At 69.2% G+C, this 18,576-nt stretch carries 20 protein-coding genes and 1 tRNA gene; 15 read left to right on the top strand and 6 right to left on the bottom strand.

The features are described 5' to 3' along the window. The 14 genes from ABYX71_RS01010 to ABYX71_RS00945 all read left to right on the top strand — a co-directional run. Positions 1–866 (top strand): amino acid--tRNA ligase-related protein (locus ABYX71_RS01010; RefSeq protein ID WP_372694022.1); only part of this gene is annotated, 866 nt, incomplete at its 5' end. Between the two features lie 32 nt (positions 867–898). Next, a complete protein-coding gene (locus ABYX71_RS01005) occupies positions 899–1,642 on the top strand; it encodes a YebC/PmpR family DNA-binding transcriptional regulator (protein ID WP_372694020.1) in 744 nt (247 codons plus the stop codon). 9 nt (positions 1,643–1,651) lie between these two features. After that, complete coding sequence (gene ruvC, locus ABYX71_RS01000; RefSeq protein ID WP_372694018.1) at positions 1,652–2,146, top strand: crossover junction endodeoxyribonuclease RuvC; 495 nt, start codon at positions 1,652–1,654, stop codon at positions 2,144–2,146. Next, positions 2,143–2,742 (top strand): Holliday junction branch migration protein RuvA, encoded by a 600-nt coding sequence (gene ruvA, locus ABYX71_RS00995; protein ID WP_372694016.1) that lies wholly within the window; start codon positions 2,143–2,145, stop codon positions 2,740–2,742. Before ruvC ends, ruvA begins: the two co-directional genes overlap by 4 nt. A 23-nt stretch (positions 2,743–2,765) precedes the next feature. After that, positions 2,766–3,791: a Holliday junction branch migration DNA helicase RuvB gene (gene ruvB / locus ABYX71_RS00990; protein ID WP_372694024.1), complete on the top strand. Its 1,026-nt coding sequence runs from the start codon at positions 2,766–2,768 to the stop codon at positions 3,789–3,791. 123 nt (positions 3,792–3,914) lie between these two features. Next, positions 3,915–4,628 (top strand): protein TolQ, encoded by a 714-nt coding sequence (tolQ, locus tag ABYX71_RS00985; protein ID WP_372694014.1) that lies wholly within the window; start codon positions 3,915–3,917, stop codon positions 4,626–4,628. Positions 4,629–4,633: 5 nt separating this feature from the next. Continuing rightward, a complete protein-coding gene (tolR, locus tag ABYX71_RS00980) occupies positions 4,634–5,074 on the top strand; it encodes a protein TolR (RefSeq protein ID WP_372694012.1) in 441 nt (146 codons plus the stop codon). 4 nt (positions 5,075–5,078) lie between these two features. Next, on the top strand, positions 5,079–6,113 hold the full coding sequence (gene tolA, locus ABYX71_RS00975) for a cell envelope integrity protein TolA (RefSeq protein ID WP_372694010.1): 1,035 nt from the start codon (positions 5,079–5,081) through the stop codon (positions 6,111–6,113). After that, positions 6,103–7,386 carry a Tol-Pal system beta propeller repeat protein TolB gene (gene tolB / locus ABYX71_RS00970; RefSeq protein WP_372694008.1) on the top strand — a complete coding sequence of 428 codons (1,284 nt, stop codon included), beginning with the start codon at positions 6,103–6,105 and terminating at the stop codon, positions 7,384–7,386. The genes tolA and tolB overlap by 11 nt, the downstream gene beginning before the upstream one ends. A 32-nt stretch (positions 7,387–7,418) precedes the next feature. Continuing rightward, on the top strand, positions 7,419–7,964 hold the full coding sequence (pal, locus tag ABYX71_RS00965; RefSeq protein ID WP_372694006.1) for a peptidoglycan-associated lipoprotein Pal: 546 nt from the start codon (positions 7,419–7,421) through the stop codon (positions 7,962–7,964). Positions 7,965–7,970: 6 nt separating this feature from the next. Beyond that, the gene (gene ybgF, locus ABYX71_RS00960) at positions 7,971–8,924 is read left to right on the top strand and encodes a tol-pal system protein YbgF (protein ID WP_372694004.1); all 954 of its coding nucleotides are present in this window, start codon (positions 7,971–7,973) and stop codon (positions 8,922–8,924) included. A gap of 57 nt (positions 8,925–8,981) precedes the next feature. Beyond that, entirely contained in the window at positions 8,982–9,620 is a 639-nt protein-coding gene (queE, locus tag ABYX71_RS00955; protein ID WP_372694002.1) for a 7-carboxy-7-deazaguanine synthase QueE, read from the top strand. Then, on the top strand, positions 9,617–10,303 hold the full coding sequence (queC, locus tag ABYX71_RS00950) for a 7-cyano-7-deazaguanine synthase QueC (RefSeq protein WP_372694000.1): 687 nt from the start codon (positions 9,617–9,619) through the stop codon (positions 10,301–10,303). The genes queE and queC overlap by 4 nt, the downstream gene beginning before the upstream one ends. Positions 10,304–10,346: 43 nt before the next feature. Then, positions 10,347–10,422 (top strand) — tRNA-Lys (locus ABYX71_RS00945). A 73-nt stretch (positions 10,423–10,495) separates the two neighbouring features. Here the strand turns inward: ABYX71_RS00945 and ABYX71_RS00940 are convergent. From ABYX71_RS00940 to ABYX71_RS00920, 5 genes are all read right to left on the bottom strand, one after another. Beyond that, the gene (locus tag ABYX71_RS00940; protein ID WP_372693998.1) at positions 10,496–12,265 is read right to left on the bottom strand and encodes a CocE/NonD family hydrolase; all 1,770 of its coding nucleotides are present in this window, start codon (positions 12,263–12,265) and stop codon (positions 10,496–10,498) included. A 160-nt stretch (positions 12,266–12,425) separates the two neighbouring features. Continuing rightward, positions 12,426–12,746, bottom strand: coding sequence for a hypothetical protein (locus ABYX71_RS00935; RefSeq protein WP_372693996.1), 321 nt, complete (start codon positions 12,744–12,746; stop codon positions 12,426–12,428). Between the two features lie 103 nt (positions 12,747–12,849). After that, positions 12,850–15,228: an endopeptidase La gene (lon, locus tag ABYX71_RS00930; protein ID WP_372693994.1), complete on the bottom strand. Its 2,379-nt coding sequence runs from the start codon at positions 15,226–15,228 to the stop codon at positions 12,850–12,852. 2 nt (positions 15,229–15,230) lie between these two features. Beyond that, on the bottom strand, positions 15,231–15,653 hold the full coding sequence (locus ABYX71_RS00925; RefSeq protein WP_372693992.1) for an Hsp20/alpha crystallin family protein: 423 nt from the start codon (positions 15,651–15,653) through the stop codon (positions 15,231–15,233). 26 nt (positions 15,654–15,679) lie between these two features. Continuing rightward, positions 15,680–16,474, bottom strand: coding sequence for an endonuclease/exonuclease/phosphatase family protein (locus ABYX71_RS00920; protein WP_372693990.1), 795 nt, complete (start codon positions 16,472–16,474; stop codon positions 15,680–15,682). A gap of 201 nt (positions 16,475–16,675) precedes the next feature. On the opposite strand from ABYX71_RS00920, the gene cysZ reads away from it, so the two are divergent. Further along, positions 16,676–17,419, top strand: a complete 744-nt coding sequence (gene cysZ / locus ABYX71_RS00915; RefSeq protein WP_372693988.1) for a sulfate transporter CysZ — start codon at positions 16,676–16,678, stop codon at positions 17,417–17,419. Here the strand turns inward: cysZ and ald are convergent. Next, positions 17,392–18,498, bottom strand: a complete 1,107-nt coding sequence (ald, locus tag ABYX71_RS00910) for an alanine dehydrogenase (protein WP_372693986.1) — start codon at positions 18,496–18,498, stop codon at positions 17,392–17,394. The two genes, cysZ and ald, sit on opposite strands and share 28 nt — an antisense overlap. Between the last annotated feature and the right edge of the window lie 78 nt (positions 18,499–18,576).

Genomic DNA, 18,576 nt, shown 5'->3' with positions numbered 1-18,576 from the left:
TCAAGGTGTTCTCGGGGCCGGCCAACGATCCGGACGGTCGCGTGGCGGCGCTGTGCGTGCCCGGCGGCGGCGCCACCATGAGCCGGCGCGATCTCGACAACTACGTGGAGTTCGTCAAGCAGTTCGGTGCCAAGGGCCTGGCCTACATTCGCCTGGCCGAGGGCGCCGACGGCAATGTCGAGTGGCAGTCGCCGATCACCAAGTTCCTGGCCGGACAGACGGTGCAGGCCATCCTTGACCGTGTTGGTGCCAAGGTGGGTGACGTGGTGTTCTTCGGCGCCGACAAGGCGACGGTGGTCAACGGCTATCTCAGTCAGCTGCGCGCCAGGCTGGGCGACGACCTCGGCCTGCTCGAGGACGGCTGGAAGCCGTTGTGGGTGGTCGATTTCCCGATGTTCGAACGTGACCCGGACAGCGGCCGCTGGCAGGCCCTGCATCATCCGTTCACGGCGCCGCAGGTGGCGGATGTCGATGCCCTGCTGGAGCAGCCGGGCCGCTGCCTGTCACGCGCCTACGACATGGTGCTGAACGGCTCGGAGATCGGTGGCGGCTCGATCCGTATCCACCGCCCCGAGTTGCAGCAGGCGGTGCTTGGCCTGCTGGGCATCGATGCGGACGAGGCCCAGGCCAAGTTCGGGTTCCTGCTCGAGGCACTCAGCTACGGTGCGCCGCCGCACGGCGGCATGGCGTTCGGAATCGACCGGCTGGCCATGCTGATGGCCGGCGCCGGTTCCATCCGCGACGTCATCGCCTTCCCCAAGACGCAGCGAGCCCACTGTCCGTTGACGGATGCGCCGTCGCCGGTCGAAGATGCCCAGCTACGTGAACTGGGCGTGCGCGCGGCGCGGAAGGTCGCTGCGCAGTGAGTGCAAGAGCTTGATTTCAGGTTGATCGTTCCATGGCCGGCCATTCCAAATGGGCTAATATCCAGCACCGCAAGTCCGCACAGGACGCCAAGCGCGGCAAGCTGTTCACCAAGCTGATCCGTGAGCTGACCGTGGCCGCCCGTGCCGGCGGCACTGACCCGGCCAGCAACCCGCGCCTGCGCACCGCCATCGACAAGGCGCTGGGTGCCAACATGACGCGCGACACCGTCGAGCGCGCCATCAACCGCGGCGGCGGTGCCGCCGACGCCGACAACTACGAGGCGGTGCGCTACGAGGGGTATGGTCCCGGCGGGGTGGCGGTGATGGTCGACTGCCTGACGGACAACCGCAATCGCACCGTCGGCGAGGTCCGGCACCTGTTCTCGAAGGCCGGCGGCAACCTCGGCACCGATGGCTCGGTGGCGTATCTGTTCGAGGCCCGCGGGGTCATTACCCTGCCGGGTGACGTGTCGGAAGACCGTGCCTATGAGCTGGCGCTTGAGGCCGGCGCCGACGACGTGGCCATGCAGGACGGCAATGCCACCCTGCTGACCGTGCCCGAGCGTCTGCATGAAGTGCGCGAGGCGCTGCTGGGTCTGGATGTGGTGGTGGAGTCGGCCGAGCTGGTCGAGCAGCCGAGTACGTCGGTCGAGCTGGATGCCGAGCAGACGCTGCAGGTGATCAAGCTGCTGGAGCGGCTTGAGGACCTCGACGACGTGCAGCGCGTGCACTCCAACGCTGAGTTTTCCGACGAAGCCCTGGCGGCTCTGGCCTGACGGCGCCGCGTGACACGCATACTGGGTATCGACCCGGGATCAAGGCTGACCGGTTTCGGTCTGATCGACATCCAGCGTGGTGGCGCGCGGTATGTGGAAAGCGGTGTCATTCGGGTGCCGCCCGGTGCGCTGGACGCCCGGCTCGGCACGATCTTCAATGGCATCAGTGAGTTGCTGGCCGAGTTCCGGCCGGATGCCGTCGCCATCGAGAGCGTGTTCGTGCAGCGCAACGTCGCCTCGGCGCTGAAGCTCGGCCAGGCGCGCGGGGCGGCCATCGTCGCGGCAGCAGTCGCCGGGGTGCCGGTGTCCGAGTACTCTCCGGCGGAAATCAAGCAGCGGGTGGTCGGTAACGGCCGCGCAGGCAAGGAACAGGTGCAGTACATGGTCGGTCGTTTGTTGAGTCTGGCGGTTCCGCCCCGGGCGGATGCGGCCGATGCCCTGGCGGGCGCCCTGTGCCATGCGCACAGCGTGCAGCTGCCGCGCGCCGGTGCCCGGGCGCGATGATCGGTCGCCTGTCCGGCACCCTGCTGGCCAAGTCGCCGCCCGCGTTGCTGGTCGATGTCGGCGGCGTCGGCTACGAGCTCGAGGCGCCGATGAGCACGTTCTATCGCCTGCCGGCCGCCGGCGAGCCAGTGGTGCTGCACACGCATCTGCTGGTCCGCGAGGATGCGCAGCTGCTGTACGGCTTCGCCAGCGAGGCCGAGCGCACGCTGTTTCGCCAGTTGCTCAAGGTCAGCGGCGTCGGTGCCAAGCTGGCGCTGGTCATCCTGTCCGGCGTCGGGGCGCAAGAGCTGTGCGACATCGTCGCCGGCGGTGACGCCGCGCGCCTGGTGCGTGTGCCCGGCATCGGTCGCAAGACGGCCGAGCGTCTGATCCTGGAACTGCGCGAGCCGCTGGCGCGGCTCGGTGCGGTGTCGCCGGCAAGCGCCGCGGTCGCAGCGAGCGGCGGGGGGGATGTGCGTCAGGATGCCGCCAGCGCGCTCGAGGCACTGGGTTACAAGCCGAACGAGGCCCGCGCCGCCCTGCGTGATCTGCCCATCGAGGGTCAGCGCAGCGAGGACCTGATTCGCGCGGCGCTCAAGCGCCTGATGCGGGGCTAAGCGTGGCGATCGAACGCGACGGCATCCTGCAGCCGCAGCCGGCGGCGACTGAGGAGGTCCATGTCGAACACGGCATCCGCCCCGCGCGTCTGGCCGAGTACGTCGGCCAGCCGGCCATCCGCGAGCAGCTGGAAATCTTCATCGGCGCCGCCCGGGCCCGCCACGAGGCCATGGATCACGTGCTGCTGTACGGGCCACCGGGGCTGGGCAAGACCACACTGGCGCACATCATTGCCCACGAACTGGGCGCCGGGCTGCGCACCACGTCGGGCCCGGTGCTGGAACGGCCGGGCGACCTGGCGGCCATCCTGACCAATCTCGAGCCGAACGACGTGCTGTTCGTGGACGAGATCCACCGCCTGAGCGCCACCGTCGAGGAGGTGCTGTATCCGGCACTGGAGGATTTCCAGCTCGACATCGTGATCGGCGAGGGGCCGGCGGCGCGCTCGATCAAGCTGGACCTGCCGCCGTTCACCCTGGTCGGCGCCACCACACGCGCTGGCCTGCTGACCTCGCCGTTGCGGGACCGCTTCGGCATCGTCGCGCGTCTGGAGTTCTACGACGAAGCCGACCTGATGCGCATCGTCCAGCGCGCCGCCGGTCTGCTCGGTTTCGCGCTGGACGAAGGCGGCGCCCGCGAACTGGCGCGTCGCTCGCGCGGCACGCCGCGCATCGCCAACCGCCTGTTGCGCCGGGCGCGCGACTACGCGCAGATGCGCGCCGACGGTGCGGTCACGTGCGAGGTGGCCGATGCCGCGCTGGCCATGCTGGACGTCGACCGCACCGGCCTGGACAGCAACGACCGGCGCCTGCTGTCGGCGGTGCTGGAGAAGTTCGGCGGCGGGCCGGTCGGGGTGGACAACCTGGCCGCCGCCATCGGCGAGACGCGTGACACCATCGAGGATGTCATCGAGCCGTACCTGATCCAGCAGGGGCTGCTGATGCGCACTCCGCGGGGCCGGGTGGCCACCGAGGCGGCCAGTCTGGCGCTGGGTCTGCCGACCGCAGCGCGCCGACCGCCGGCGGCGGATGATTTGTTTGCCGGCTAGGCGTCGCTCACCCCGGCGGGCTGCCTGTCGACTGCTAGAATTTTCGACGCCAACGGCGGTCTGAGTCGTTGCGCCGTCGCCGCCCGGCGACTGTTTAAGCCACCCCTTTTCGCGGAGCCTTCCTTGGCCAACGAGTTGTCCATTGCGCACCTGGTGATGGGTGCCGGTCCGGTCGTCAAGACTGTCATGGTCATACTGCTGGGCGCTTCGGTGGCGTCCTGGACCATCATGCTGCGCAAGCGCCGTGCGTTCGCCCAGGTGGCGGCGTCCATCGAGGCCTTCGAGCGCCAGTTCTGGTCCGGTCAGGACCTGGAGGTGCTGTACAAGACGGCAGCTGGCGGACTGTATCCGCCCGGCAGCGTCGAGGGCGTGTTCATCGGCGGCTACCGCGAATTCCGTCACCTGTACGAGCAACAGCACTTGCCGATCACGGCCGCGCTCGATTCCGCCCAGCGCGGCATGCGCGCCGGGCTGGCGCGTGAGATGGAGGCCCTCGACGACCAGTTGCCGTACCTGGCGACGATCGGTTCCATCAGTCCCTACATCGGCCTGTTCGGTACCGTGTGGGGCATCATGAGCGCCTTTCAGTCGCTCGGCACCACGGGGCAGCCGACGCTGGCGCTGGTGGCGCCGGCCATCTCCGAGGCGCTGGTGGCCACCGCCATGGGTCTGTTTGCCGCCATCCCGGCGGTCATCGCCTACAACCGCTTCGCTGCGGTGGTGGACCACCGTGCTGGCCAGTACGAGGCCTTCATCGAGGATTTCATGAGCCTGCTGCAGCGCCAGGCGCATGCCTTCCGCGCCGGGTCGGTTCGCGACACCGCGAAGGCGAGCTGAACGCCATGGCCCAGGTGTCAGGACGGCGCAGACGCGGTCGCGTGGTGGCCGAAATCAACGTGGTGCCGTACATCGACGTGATGTTGGTGCTGCTGATCATCTTCATGATCACCACGCCCTTGCTGGAGCAGGGGGTCGAGGTCGACCTGCCGCAGGCCAAGGGCCAGTCGGTGCAACAGGAACAGCAGACGCCGATCACCGTGACCGTGGATCGCGACGGCAACCTGTACTTCGACGCCCAGAACTACCGCAGCGAGAAGGGCCGGCCGGAAGACCCCGCGCGGTTGATGGCCCTGACGCAGGTGGCGCTGGAACGTACCCCGCAGGCACCGGTGGTGGTGCGTGGGGACAAGGATGTTCCCTACCAGGCAGTGATCGAGGCCATGAGCCTGCTGCAGCAGGCCGGGGCGCCCAAGGTCGGCCTGGTGACCAAGGTTGCCGACTGAGCCCATGAATCGCCGTCGTACACCCGCGCCGGGCCTGTCGCGCCCACTCGTCTGGGCCGTGCTGCTGCACGTGGTGTTGATCGTGTTGCTGACCGCCGGTATCGACTGGTGGAAGCGTGAACCCGCGCCGCCGGCCGGGCAGCCGATCGAGGCCGAGGTGATCGACCCGGCGGCGCTGGATGCGGCGCGCCAGCAGATGGAGGCGGCCGAGCAGGCGCGCCGGCAGGCCGAGCGCGAGCGCGCCGAGCAGGCCCAGGCCGAGCAGGAACGCATCGAGCAGTTGCGGCGCGCGCGCGAGCGCGAGCAGCAGCGGGCCGAGGCGGCCGCCGAACAGCGCAAGCAGGCCGAGGCAGAAGCCCGGCAGGCGGCCGAGCAGGCCGAGCGCGAGCGTCAGGCCGCGGCAGAGGCAAAGCGTCAGGCGGAAGCGGCGGCGGCCAAGGCCGCGGCGCAGAAGGCGGCCGCCGAGAAGGCACGTGCCGAAGCCGCCAAACGGGCAGCCGACCAGAAGGCAGCCGAGGAGCGGGCGCGCGCCGAGGCGGCCAAGCGTGCGGCTGCCGAGCAGGCGGCGCAGAAGGCCGCGGCCGAGCGGGCCGCCGCACAGAAAGCGGCCGCCGAACGGGCGGCGGCAGAAAAGGCGGCAGCCGAGCGCGCCGCGGCGGAGAAGGCGGCGGCCGAACGAGCGGCATCGGAGAAAGCCGCCGCCGAGCGCGCCGCAGCCCAGAGGGCAGCCGCGGCCGAGGCGGCTGCGGCGGCCGAGTTTCAGCGTTACGTGGCGGCGATCCAGCGTCAGGTGCAGGCGCGCTGGCGCAAGCCGTTGAACTGGCCGCCGACACTGGAGTGCAATCTGCGCGTCAAGCTGTTGCCCAGCGGCGCGGTGGTCAGCGCGCAGGCCGTGAACTGCGGCAGCGACCCAATGTTCGTCGAGTCGGTCGAGCAGGCGGTCATGGCGGCGTCACCGCTACAGGTTCCAACGGATATCGGACTGTTCAATGCGTATTTCCGCAATTTCGTCTTCGTGTTCAAGGCCGATGCGGGTTGACCTGCGCTGGCTGAGTCTGCTGCTGCTCGTGCTGGCCGGGGCGGCACGTGCCGACCTGCGCATCGAGATCACGCAGGGCGCGGCGCAGACCATCCCGATCGCGGTCATTCCGTATGCCAACGACGGCGGCCCCGATGCGCTGCACGCGGTCATCGGTGCCGACCTGGCGCGATCCGGTCAGTTCCGGGTGATTCCGGACGACCAGATGCTGTCGCGCCCGAGCGAGGCATCGCAGGTGGATTTCCGCGACTGGAAGCTGGTGATGGCGCAGTACCTGGCCATCGGCCGGCTCTATCCAAGCGCCGACGGCAGCTTTTCCGCCGAGTTCGAGCTGTTCAACGTGGCCAGCGGTGAACGCATGACCGGGGCGCGCTTCAATGGCGTGGCGCCGGCCAGCAAGCGTCGCCTGGCGCACCACATTGCCGACCTGATCTACGAGGCGATCACCGGCGTGCGTGGCGTGTTTGGCACCCAGATCAGTTACGTGACGCAAGTGGGCAGCAGCTACGAGCTGCAGGTGGCCGACGCCGACGGGCACAGCCCGACCACCGTGCTGCGGTCGCAGGAACCGATTCTGTCGCCGACCTGGTCCGCCGATGGTCGCTTTTTGGCCTATGCCACGTATGCCAACCGGCGCGCCGTGGTGTTCCGGCAGAGCGTCGCCACCGGCGCGCGCCAGCAGGTGTCGGCGTTTCCCGGCCTGAACGGTGCGCCGGCCCTGTCACCGGACGGCTCGCGCATGGCGCTGGTGCTGTCCAAGGATGGCAGCCCGGACATCTACGTCATGGACCTGGCCGGTGGCCCGCCGCGGCGTCTGACGCGTCACTACGCCATCGACACCGAGCCGGCGTGGTCGCCCGATGGCCGATACATCTACTTCACGTCGGACCGCAGTGGCGGTCCCCAGATCTACCGCGTGCCGGCCAGCGGCGGGGCGGAGGAGCGCGTTACCTTTGACGGCAACTACAACGCCCGGCCGGCGCTGTCCCCGGATGGACGCCAGCTGGCGGTGGTGCACGGCGCCGGTGGACGCGGCTATCGCATCGCCGTGCTCGACCTCGCCAGCCGGCGTCTGAGCGTGCTGACCGACGGTCCACTGGATGAGTCACCGAGCTTTGCGCCCAACGGTCAGGCCATCATCTATACTGCGAAAACCGGTGGCGCCGAGGCGCTTGCCACCGTTTCGATCGACGGCGCAGTTCGCCAGCGGCTGGGGATTTCCCAGGCCAAGGTGCGCGAGCCCGCATGGTCGCCCTTCAGCGCTGGTCCTTGATGTTTCCTATCGCTCGCGAGGAGCTTCTGTCGATGAAGAAGTTGTTGTTTGTGTGCGTGATTGCGTTGACCACCGTGGCGGTTGCGGGTTGTGGCAAGAAGTCCACGACGCGGGCAGGGGGCGAGGCGTCTGCGTCCACCCAGGCCGGCTCTGCCGGCAGCGGCGCGCAGGGCGGCGGCGCCTTTGGGGCCGGCAGCGGCACCGGGTTCGCGGCCGGGTCGCTGGATGATCCCAACAGCCCGCTGTCGCAGCGGCGCGTGTACTTCGGGCTGGATCGCTACGACGTCGGCGAGGAGTACCGCTCGCTGGTCGAGGCGCATGCCGGTTATCTGCGCAGCAGCCCGAGTGCGGCCGTGACCCTCGAGGGCCACACCGACGAACGCGGCTCCCGCGAGTACAACATTGCGCTGGGCGAGCGCCGTTCCAATGCCGTGCGGGATCTGCTGATCGCGCTCGGTGCCTCGGCGACGCAGATCACCACGGTCAGCTACGGCGAGGAAAAGCCGGCTGCCGATTGCCACGACGAGAGCTGCTGGTCGCAGAACCGGCGCGTGGAAATCGTCTACACCGCGCGGTAAGTGATGATGGGACACCGTTCCGGCCGCCGTTGCGGCGTGTTGACGTTGATGCTGCTGGTCGGCGCCGGCGCGGTGTCCGCAGCACCCAATCCGAAGGATTTCGACCAGCGTCTGACGGCGCTTGAGCAGGCCGTAAGCACCGACGGCAACCAGGGTCAGGCGCGGCTGGTCATGCAGCTGCAGCAGATGCAGGCCGAGTTGCGGCAGCTGCGTGGCATGGTCGAGGAAGCGGCCAACGAAGTGCAGCAACTGCAAAAACGTCAGCGCGAGTTCTATCTTGACCTGGACGGTCGTCTGAGTGCCCTGGAGCAGGGCGGAGGCAACACGGCGGCCCCGGCCGCCGCGGCGCCAGCGGCCCCGGCTCCTGCCGTTGCCGCCGCCCAGCCTGTCGATGAGACGCCACCGGCGCCGGCCGTGCAGGCTCCGCCGACTGGCCCCGTGGAGCGCCCGGTGGCGCCGGTGTCGCGTGAATCCGAAGCGCCGGGTAACGGCGCGCCGGAAACTGCTTCTGCTGCCCCGGCCGCCGAGGCGCCAGCCGCGCCATCGGTTGCCGCACCTGCCGCCGTGGCGAGCGGCAGCGAAGAGGTCATGTACCGGGCGGCGTCGGATCAGCTGCGCATCGGCCGTTACGAGGAGGCGATCGCCGGCTTCCGCGCCCAGATGCAGCAGTACCCGACCGGCAGCCTGGCCGACAACGCGCAGTACTGGATCGGCGAGGCGTACTACGTGACCCGGCAGTTCGACCAGGCGCTGACGGAGTTTCAGCGTGTGCCGGCGCAGTACCCGCAGTCGCCCAAGGCGGCTGATGCCCTGCTCAAGATCGGCTACATCCAGTACGAGCGCCGGCAGTTTGCCGAGGCCCGGCAGACCCTGAACAACCTCAAGGCGACCTGGCCGAACAGCCCGGCCGCCCGCCTGGCCGACAACCGCCTGCGCCGCATGCAGGAAGAGGGCGTCTGAGCCCCACCGGTCTTGGCTTCGTCGTCGCAAACTACCGCGCCATCTGACCGATCGGCGGTGCGCCTGAAGATCACGGAGATCTTTCACTCGATCCAGGGTGAAGGGCTGACGGCCGGCGTGCCGACGGTCTTCGTGCGTCTGACCGGCTGCCCGTTGCGCTGCAGCTATTGCGACACGGCCTACGCGTTCAGCGGCGGTGAGTACCTGGATCTGGGGGCCATCCTGCGACAGGTGGCGGCCTACGGCACCTCGCACGTCACCGTCACCGGCGGCGAGCCGCTGGCGCAGGCCGGATGCCTGCCGCTGCTGTCGGCGTTGTGCGACGCGGGCCACGTGGTGTCGCTGGAGACCAGCGGCGCGCTGGACGTGACGCCGGTCGACCCGCGCGTGGTGCGGGTGCTGGACCTGAAAACGCCGTCCTCGGGCGAGTGTGGGCGCAATCTTTACTCCAACCTGGCGCAGCTGCGAGCCGCCGACCAGGTGAAGTTCGTGCTGGCCGACCGTGCCGATTACGACTGGGCGGTTCAGACCGCCGCGCAGCACGGCATCGGTCAGCGCGCCACGGTGCTGTTCTCGCCGGTGCACGGCGCGCTGGATGGTGCCGTGCTGGCGCAGTGGATGCTCGACGACCGGTTGCCGTACCGCCTGCAGCTGCAACTGCACAAGCTGCTGTGGGGCGAGGAGCCGGGACGATGAGCGGCGCGCCGTCGCCGGCCGTGGTGCTGCTGTCCGGCGGGCTGGATTCGGCCACTGTGCTGGCCATGGCGCGTGATGCCGGCTACGCCTGCCATGCGCTCAGCATCAACTACGGCCAGCGTCACGGGGCCGAACTGGAGGCCGCTGCCCGGGTGGCGGCGGCCGGTGGCGCGCTCAGCCACCGCACGGTGTCGGTCAATCTCGACGCCATCGGCGGTTCGGCCCTGACCGATGTCGCCATCGACGTGCCGTCGGCGCCGGCGCCCGGCATTCCGGTCACCTACGTGCCGGCCCGCAACACCGTGTTCCTGGCCATTGCCCTGGGGTATGCCGAAGTGCTGGACGCCCGCGCCATCTGCGTCGGCGTCAACGCGGTCGACTACTCCGGCTACCCGGACTGCCGGCCGGCGTTCATCGATGCCTTCCAGGCGCTGGCCGACGTGGCCACCAAGGCCGGCGTGGAAGGACATGGTCCGCGCATCGAGGCGCCGCTGCTGCATCTGTCGAAGGCCGACATCATCCGCCGCGGCACGGCGCTGGGCGTCGATTATGGGCTGACGGTGTCTTGCTATAATGCCGACCCGCTGGGCCGGGCTTGTGGCCGCTGCGACGCCTGCCGCCTGCGCGCGGACGGGTTCCGCGCCGCCGGTGTTACCGACCCCACGGTGTATCTGCCCGCCTGAGCGCGGGCGTCTCGGGCCCACCAGGGCCGCTTGCTCCCCCCGGGGGCCGTTAGCTCAGTCGGTAGAGCAGCGGACTTTTAATCCGCGTGTCCAGGGTTCGATCCCCTGACGGCCCACCATTCCCATCGTGATTCTGGATGCGTCATCGCGCTGACCGGTGGCCGGCCGTCCCTGGCCAGCCTGGGTGTTCGCTCAGCCGTGCGCGCCGCCGGGTGGGATCACCGGCACCAGCAGGTGCGAGGCGTGGTCCCTGTCGCGGTACAGCTTGTAGTAGGTGAGCGTCATGCTCGGCAGCGGGCCCATCACGTTCAGGCGGTGGTGCCAGGGGATGTCGATCGGGTCGCAGGTGGCGATTTCGAGCTCCAGGCGCTCGCCCGGCCGGAACACGTACGAGATGGTCGGGAAGCCGATGGCGTAGTGGTTCACCTCGCCCGGCACCACCGGCTGCGGGTTCACGTGCGGGTGCACCGGGTTCCAGGGTGTCGATGTTTCCTCGTCGAGCGCCCGGTGCGAGGCCTTGAGCACGCCGCGACACAGCGGGAAGCGCTCACCGCCGGGGCCGACCGCCCACAGCTTGGCAATGAACGTGGCGTCCGGCTGGTCGAGCGCGGCGTGCAGGTTCAGCACCACCGGCCCGGTGATCTCGGTCGGCGCGCTCATCGGCGGCGTGGCGTAGCGAACGCTGTCGCGCTCGGTGGAAATGATGGGCGGGCGATGCACCAGCGGATCGGGCTCGGCGTCGGTCGGCTCCGGCAGCGGCGCCAGCGCGCCGAACGGGCGCAGGTACAGCTTTGTCCACTGCGTGCGCGCCAGCGGCCACTCGTGCTCGTAGCGGTACTGGTTGATGCCCATCACGAACAGGCGGATGGGCGGCTCGTCCATGATTCCGGTATCGACGCCCTTCATCCAGTGGTCGTACCAGCGCAGCGCCTCGTATTTCAGTTCCGGTGGACCGGGCAACTGGGTGTGGATGTGGTGGCCGAAGATGGCGGCCTTCTTGGGCACGTTCAGCGTGGGGTCGTTGAGGTCGTCCCACACGGCCTGCATGAAGGGCTTGAAGAACGGAATCCAGCAGCTCGCCGTATACACCGGTACCTTGATGTTGTGCACCTTGTCGCGCGAGCGGCGGCGCGCCCAGAAGTCATCGTTCTCGGGGTGCAGCAGCTGGTCGAAAAAGGCGGTCCTGCGCCGCGCCAGCAGGCGTACGTAGTTGCTGTTGAGCGCGATGTCGCGGTTGGCGCCGATGGCGTCGAAGCGTGCTTCCAGCTCCTCCGGCGAGTACAGCTTTTCGGATTCCGACTGCGTGGTGTGGGCCGGGATCTCGCGTTCGAGTTCCCACCAGAACGGCTGGATCACGCCGCCCTCGTAGGCCACGCCGTAGAGATCGTTCGCGGCTTCGTAGGGAAAGATCGCTGCCAGGTGCGGTGGCGCCTGGGCGGCGACGAAGCGCTGGATCATGCCGAACCAGGATATGCCCATCATGCCGACCTTGCCGGTGCACCACGGCTGGGCGGCGATCCACTCGACGATGTCGTGGCCGTCCTCCTGTTCCTGCACGCTGAACGGGCCGTTCCAGGCGCCCTCGGACTTGCCCAGGCCGCGCTCGTCCGGGATCACGTACACGTAGCCGCGGGAGACGAAAAACTCGATGTCGCCGGCCTCGACGTTGTGGTCGAACACCCAGGAATGAATGGGCTGCGCCGGGATCGGCACGCTCTGGCTGTCCTTGCCGTAGGCGGACAGCGCCAGCAGGCCCGGGAACTTGCCGGGCGCGTCCGGCCGGAACACGTCCGCGCGCAGCACCACGCCGTCGCGCATGGGCACGGCGACGTCGCGTTCCACGACCATGCCGTACTGCGGCTTCGACAGCTGCTCGACGTTTTTCAGGTACTGCGCCTGCCAGTAGGCGGGCCGTGGCAGGTCGACTGCCGCCAGCGCGCGTTCGAGTTCGGCGTCCGTCATCGTGGTGTTCTCCTCTGTGTCGTTATCTTCAAGTGCCTCAGGGGCTCGGGGGATGATGCCACCGGCGGCGCACACCCGGCATGCGCGCGGTCATCGGTCGGCCCAGAAACGCCAAAGCCCCGCGGGGCGGGGCTTTGGCTGGGTGGTTGGTGGTGGCGGGCTAGTTGCCGGGGTTCTTCCAGCCCTTGCCGTGGGGTTCCATCGAATGCGGATCGCGGTGTTCGAGTCCGCGGTCGGGCGCGTGTTCCATGCGTTGCTCGTGGGCTCGGGAGTGCTCATGGGCCGGTGCCGCCTGACGTTCCTGGGCACGCTCCAGGCTGCGATCGGCGTCCGGCAGTGACTGGCGGTTACTGCTGGCCGGCGGTTGAGTGGCAGCGGGATCGGCAGGTTTGCCGGCGCCGTGGCCGGCGGCAGTCACGGTGCCGCCGAGCGCCAGCAGGGCAGCGCCGAGAACAACGGAGAAGATTGGTTTTTTCTGCATGGCAGGACCCTCGTGGTGCCGGGTGGCAGGTCGCCGGCCGGCGTTGAGTTGGACCGGGCAGGCGCGGCGCGGTTCCCGCGCTGGCCCGGCCCGTGGTTCCAGGTCAGCCGCCATCGGCGGCCAGCGCATCGGCCGACTGTGGGTGCTCGAACACGGCGTCCAGGGCCTGATCGACACCTTCGAGCCAGATGAACTCCAATTGCTCGCGGGCGCTGGCGGGGATGTCGTCATAGTCCTTCTGGTTGCGCGCCGGCAGCATCACACGGCGGATGCCGGCACGATGCGCCGCGACAACCTTCTCCTTGATGCCGCCCACCGGGAGCACGAGCCCACGCAGGCTGATCTCGCCGCTCATGGCGGTGTCGGCGCGCACGCAGCGGTCGGTGTGCAGCGACGCCAGTGCCACGAACATGGCCACGCCGGCCGACGGGCCGTCCTTGGGGATGGCGCCGGCCGGCACGTGCACGTGAATGTCGTGCGTGTCGAACGATGCCGGATCGATGCCCAGTTCCGTTGCTCGGCTCTTGAGCAACGACAGCGCCGCCTGGACGCTTTCCTTCATCACCTCGCCCAGTTGTCCGGTGAGGATGAGCTTGCCGTTGCCTGGTGAGCGACTGGCTTCGATGAACAGGATGTCGCCACCGACCGGGGTCCAGGCCAGGCCGGTGGCCACCCCCGGCATGGAGGTGCGCATGGCCAGCTCGGAGTCGAAGCGGGCCGGGCCCAGGATGGCGGGCAGGTCGTCGGCTTCGATGTGGTGCGGGCCGGTCTCGCCCTGTGCCACGCGCACCGCCAGGTGCCGCAGGACGGCGCCGATTTCGCGCTCCAGATTGCGGCAGCCGGCTTCGCGGGTGTACCCGTCGATGATGGCGCGCAGCGTGGCGTCGGTGAGCTGCGCCTGATCGGCGCCGAGGCCACTGGCCTTCATTTGGCGGTCGATCAGGTACCGGCGGGCGATTTCGAGCTTGTCTTCCTGCGTGTACCCCGGCAGTTCGATCACTTCCATGCGGTCGCGCAACGGGCCCGGGATGTTGTCGAGCACGTTGGCGGTGGCGATGAACATGACCTGTGACAGGTCGAATGGCACGGCCAGGTAGTTGTCGCGAAACGTATGATTCTGCTCGGGGTCGAGCACCTCCAGCAGGGCCGCCGAGGGGTCGCCGTGGAAGCCCTGGCCGAGCTTGTCCATCTCGTCGAGCATCAGTACCGGGTTGCGCGTGCCGGCCTTGCGGATGGACTGGATGATGTTGCCGGGCAGGGCGCCGACGTAGGTGCGGCGGTGGCCGCGGATTTCCGCCTCGTCGTGTACGCCGCCCAGTGACACGCGCACGAACCGCCGGCCCATGGCGCGGGCGATGCTCTGGCCGAGTGAGGTCTTGCCGACCCCCGGCGGGCCGACGAAACACAGGATCGGGCTCTTGCCTTCGGGGCTGAGCTTGCGCACCGCCAGGTGTTCGAGGATACGGCGCTTGATCTTGTCCAGCCCCCAGTGATCCTGGTCCAGCACGTCACGGGCCGCTTCGATGTCCAGGTTGTCCGTGCTGGCTTTCCCCCACGGCAGCTCGGTGAGCCACTCCAGGTACGTGCGCAGCATCGGGTACTCGCCGGAGGCTTCGGGCATGCGGGCCAGGCGCTTGAGTTCCTTGCGTGCGTGCTCCTCGACCTCGGCCGGCATGTCCGCCTTGGCAACCGCCTCGGCCAGTTCCTCGGCCTCGGCAGCCTGGTCGTCGGCCTCGCCAAGCTCCTTCTGGATCGTTCTCAGCTGTTCGCGCAGCACGAATTCGCGCTGCCGCTCGTCGAGCTTTTCGCGTGTCTGCTGCGAGATGTCGCGCTGGATCCGCAACACTTCGATGCGTCGTGCCAGCAGTTCGGATACGCGCGTCAGACGCTGCGGCAGGTCCACCAGCTCGAGCACTTCCTGCTTTTCCTGCGGCTTGAGGTCCATGTAGCTGACGATCAGGTCCGCCAGTGCCGAGCCGGTCGGCGTGGACTGGATGGCATGCACCAGCTCGGCTGGCGTTTGCGGCAGCAGTTCCAGCGCCTGCAGTGCCTGCTCGCGCAGGTTCAGCGTGCGGGCTTCGTTCTCCACGCCGCCCTCGTCGGCAGCCGCGAAGCGCTCGATGCGCGCCAGCAGGTACGGATGGCCAGGGATGAAGTCCAGCACCCGGAACCGCTCCTCGCCCTGGCACACCACGTGGTGGGCGCCGTCCTGCGCCGACACGAAGCGCAGCACGCTGGCCACGGTGCCGACCTTGTAAAGATCGTCCGGTCCCGGGTGGTCGTCACCGGCTTCCTTCTGCAGCAGCAGGCCCAGCGGGCGATCGCTGCGCACGGCCTCCTGGGCCGCCTCGATCGAGCCCTTGCGGCCGACCGTCAACGGCATCACCACACCCGGAAACAGGACCAGGTTGCGTACCGGCAGGATCAGCAGAACGTCGTCTTCGGCCTGGCGGGCGGTGGACACGGCGGTTTCGTTGTTCATGTTCATTCTCCGGTCATCGACTCGACCCGGTGCAGGATCAGAACCAGGCAGCCGTGGCTCAGTTCCAGGCGGCCGATCTGATACGTGCCCGGCGGCAGACGCAGGCGGCGCTCGAAGCGGCCGCGCGGAATTTCCAGGCGCTGTACACGGTGCCCGCGCAGCGCATCGGGCAGGCGACGTTCGCCGGCGATCATCAGCATCACGCCGTCGATGCCGACCTCCAGCCGTTCGGCGGTCACTCCCGGCAGGGCGGCCATGATCACCAGCTCAGAACCGGCGGAGTACACGTCGACGGGCGGCTGCCAGCCACGGCCGGTGCCGCGTCCGCCGGGGGGATCGAAGAATTGGCGTTGTAACCGTTCGGCCTGGTCGAGCAGGGCACAGGCCTCTGCCCACATGCGGCGTTCGAGGTCTCGCGATGGCATGGCGGTCCTCCGTGCAGCGTTGCGTGTCAGGCGCAGGCAGCCACCGGCTCGGCCAGACTGGCGGCCAGCGCCGGCGGCAAGTCCAGTTCCACCGCCACCGGCAGGTGGTCGGACATGGGATGATCGAGCACCCGGGCACGGTGCACGCTCAGCCCCGGCGATACCAGTACATGGTCGAGGTTACGCCGTGGACGCCAGGACGGGTAGCTGTGTCCTTCGGTGTCGGCCACGCGCAGTCCGGCGTGGATCAGGCCGGAGTTGCGCTCCAGCTGCCAGGCGGCGCAGTTCATGTCGCCAAGCAGGATCAGGTCCTTGCAGTGCATGGCCAGGCGCGACAGGTAGCGCAGCTGGCGCATGCGCGAGCGCTGGCCGAGCGACAGGTGCACGGCCAGCACGTGCAGCGGCCGCCGGTCGCTGCCAAAGCTCAGCAGCAACGCCCCGCGACCGGGCAGAAAGCCGGGCAGGCGGCACTCGCGGATGCCGGTCGGGGGCAGGCGGCTGAGCACGGCGATGCCGTGCCGGGCGAGGGCGCCGTAGTTGCGGTTCACCTGCAGGTGCCAGTTGGGAAAGCCGGCCAGGTCGGCCAGGTACTGGGCCTGATTCAGGAAGGCGCCACGGTAGGAGCCGGCGTCGATCTCCTGCAGGGCGACGATGTCGTGGTCGCGCAGCACGGCCGCCACCTGGTCGAGGTTTTCCTGGCGGCCGGGAAACGGCAGCATGTGCCGCCAGCCGCGTGTCAGGTACTGGCGGTAGTGGCGGGTGTCTATGCCCACCTGGATGTTGTAGGTCAGTACGCGCAGTCTGTGTTGGGGTCGGGACATGAGGACTTCGTGTGGTGCCGCGTTGTGGGCGGCGCGCGGTGGAGTACAAGATGGGGTTGCCGGGTTGGTGCGCAAGGGCGCCCCCCGCCTTGGACCACGCGTCGGCCCGGAATGCATGCTCGATCGGCCGTGCGATGCACGCGCTGATGCTGATCAGCCGTCAGCCGATCAACCCGTGATCACGCGCAGGGAGGGTTTGAGATGCCGGTAGCGTCGGCGATGGCGGGACTGCAGTGCCTGTATCGCGGTTTTTCGGTGCTGTTTGATCGCAGGTGGCGCGGTCTGGTTCTGACGCCGCTGTTGATCAACGTGTTGCTGTTCGCCGCCGGCACGGTGGCCGCCGTCCATTATGTGGGCGACGCGGTGCAGTGGCTGCGCGGGCTGCTGCCCGGCTGGCTGGACTGGCTGGCGCTGCTGCTGTGGCCGGTGTTCGTGCTGGCGCTGCTGCTGGTGCTGGTGTACGCCTTCACGGCGCTGGCCAATCTCATTGCCGCGCCGTTCAACGCCGTGCTGGCGGCGCGGGTGCTCGGTGAGCCGTCGGCACACGGGCGCGGCTGGCTGGCCGACGCGCTGGCGGCGATCGGTAACGAACTGCGCAAGCTCGGGTACTTCCTGCTGCGCGCGCTGCCGCTGTGGCTGTTGCTGTGGGTGCCGGGTGTGAACCTGCTGGCCGGTCCGGCCTGGCTGCTGCTGGGGGCCTGGTTGCTGGCGCTGGAGTATCTCGACTACCCGCTGGCCCATCGCGGTCAGGACTTTCCCGCCGTGCGCCGCAGCGCCGCCGCCGCGCGCTGGCCGGCGCTCGGTTTCGGGGGCGGGGTGCTGCTGCTGGGGATGTTGCCGCTGGTGAACCTGGTGCTCATGCCGGCGGCGGTGATCGGCGCCTGCCTGCTGGTGCGCGGCGCCGAGCCGGCGTTGCCTCAGGCCAGCGAGTCCAGCGACCGGTAGCGCGCCTGCAGGTTCAGGCCGTGGGCGACCGGCTGGCAGGTGAGGTAGCCCTCATGGGTGTTGACGCCGGCGCCCAGTGCCGGGTCCTCGAACAGCGCCGCCCGGCCGCCGGTCGCCAGGCGCTTGAGGTAGGGCAGCGTGGCCTGCGTGAGGGCCACCGTGGCGGTGCGCGGGTAGGCGCCCGGCATGTTGGTGACGCAGTAATGCAGCACGCCGTCGACGGTGTAGACCGGGTCGGAATGGCTGGTGGGACGGGCGGTCTCGACGCAGCCGCCCTGGTCGATGCTGACGTCCACGATCACCGTGCCGGGACGCATGCGGCGGACCATGTCGGCGCTGATCAGGTGCGGCGCCCGGTCGCCCGGCAGCAGCACGGCGCCGACCAGCAGGTCCGCCTGCGCCAGCTCGGCGCCGATGGCCTCGGGGCTCGACGTGCGCCAGTCGACCTGCGGCAGTGTCTGGCGCAGCGCCTGCCCGTGGGCGGGGTCGATGCCGTAGACGATGACCTCGGCGCCGAGCGCGGCCGCGCTGGCGGCGGCATGGCTGCCGACCACGCCGTCGCCGACCACCAGCACCCGACCGTGGCGCTCGCCCAGCACGCGGCCGAGCTGCACGCCGATGCCGCCGTGCGGCCTGGCCAGGTACCAGGCGCCGACCGTCGCCGCCATGTTGCCGGCGATGGCGCTCATCGGCGCCAGCAGCGGCAGGTGGCCGGCGCCATCGCGCACCGTCTCGTAGCCGATGCCGGTGGTCCTGCTGGCCAGCAGCGTCTCGGTCAGGGCCGGGTCCACGCCGGCCAGATGCAGGTAGGTGAACAGCATCTGGCCGTCGAGGTAGCCGTACTCGGCCGCCAGCGGCTCCTTTACCTTGACCACCAGTTCGCAGCCCCAGGCGCCGGCGGCGTCGGTCAGCGTGGCGCCGGCTGTCGCGTACTCGGGGTCGCTGAAGCCGGCACCGTCGCCCGCGCCGCGCTGTACCTGCACGCTGTGGCCGTCCGCCACCAGGGCGGCGGCACCGGCCGGTGTCAGGGCCACGCGGCTTTCGCTGTTCTTGGTTTCGGTGGGGATGCCGATGTTCATGTCTTTCGGGTCTCCGCGGCCATTTGTCGGGCCGTCACGACGGATGGGTATGCGGTATCGTGCAAACCTTGTAACAGA

The sequence above is a fragment of the Immundisolibacter sp. genome, assembly GCF_041625615.1.
In the GTDB taxonomy this organism is placed as follows: Bacteria; Pseudomonadota; Gammaproteobacteria; order Immundisolibacterales; family Immundisolibacteraceae; genus Immundisolibacter.
The sequence above is the reverse complement of the archived record's forward strand: the minus strand, read 5'-3'. Positions and strand labels throughout refer to the sequence as shown.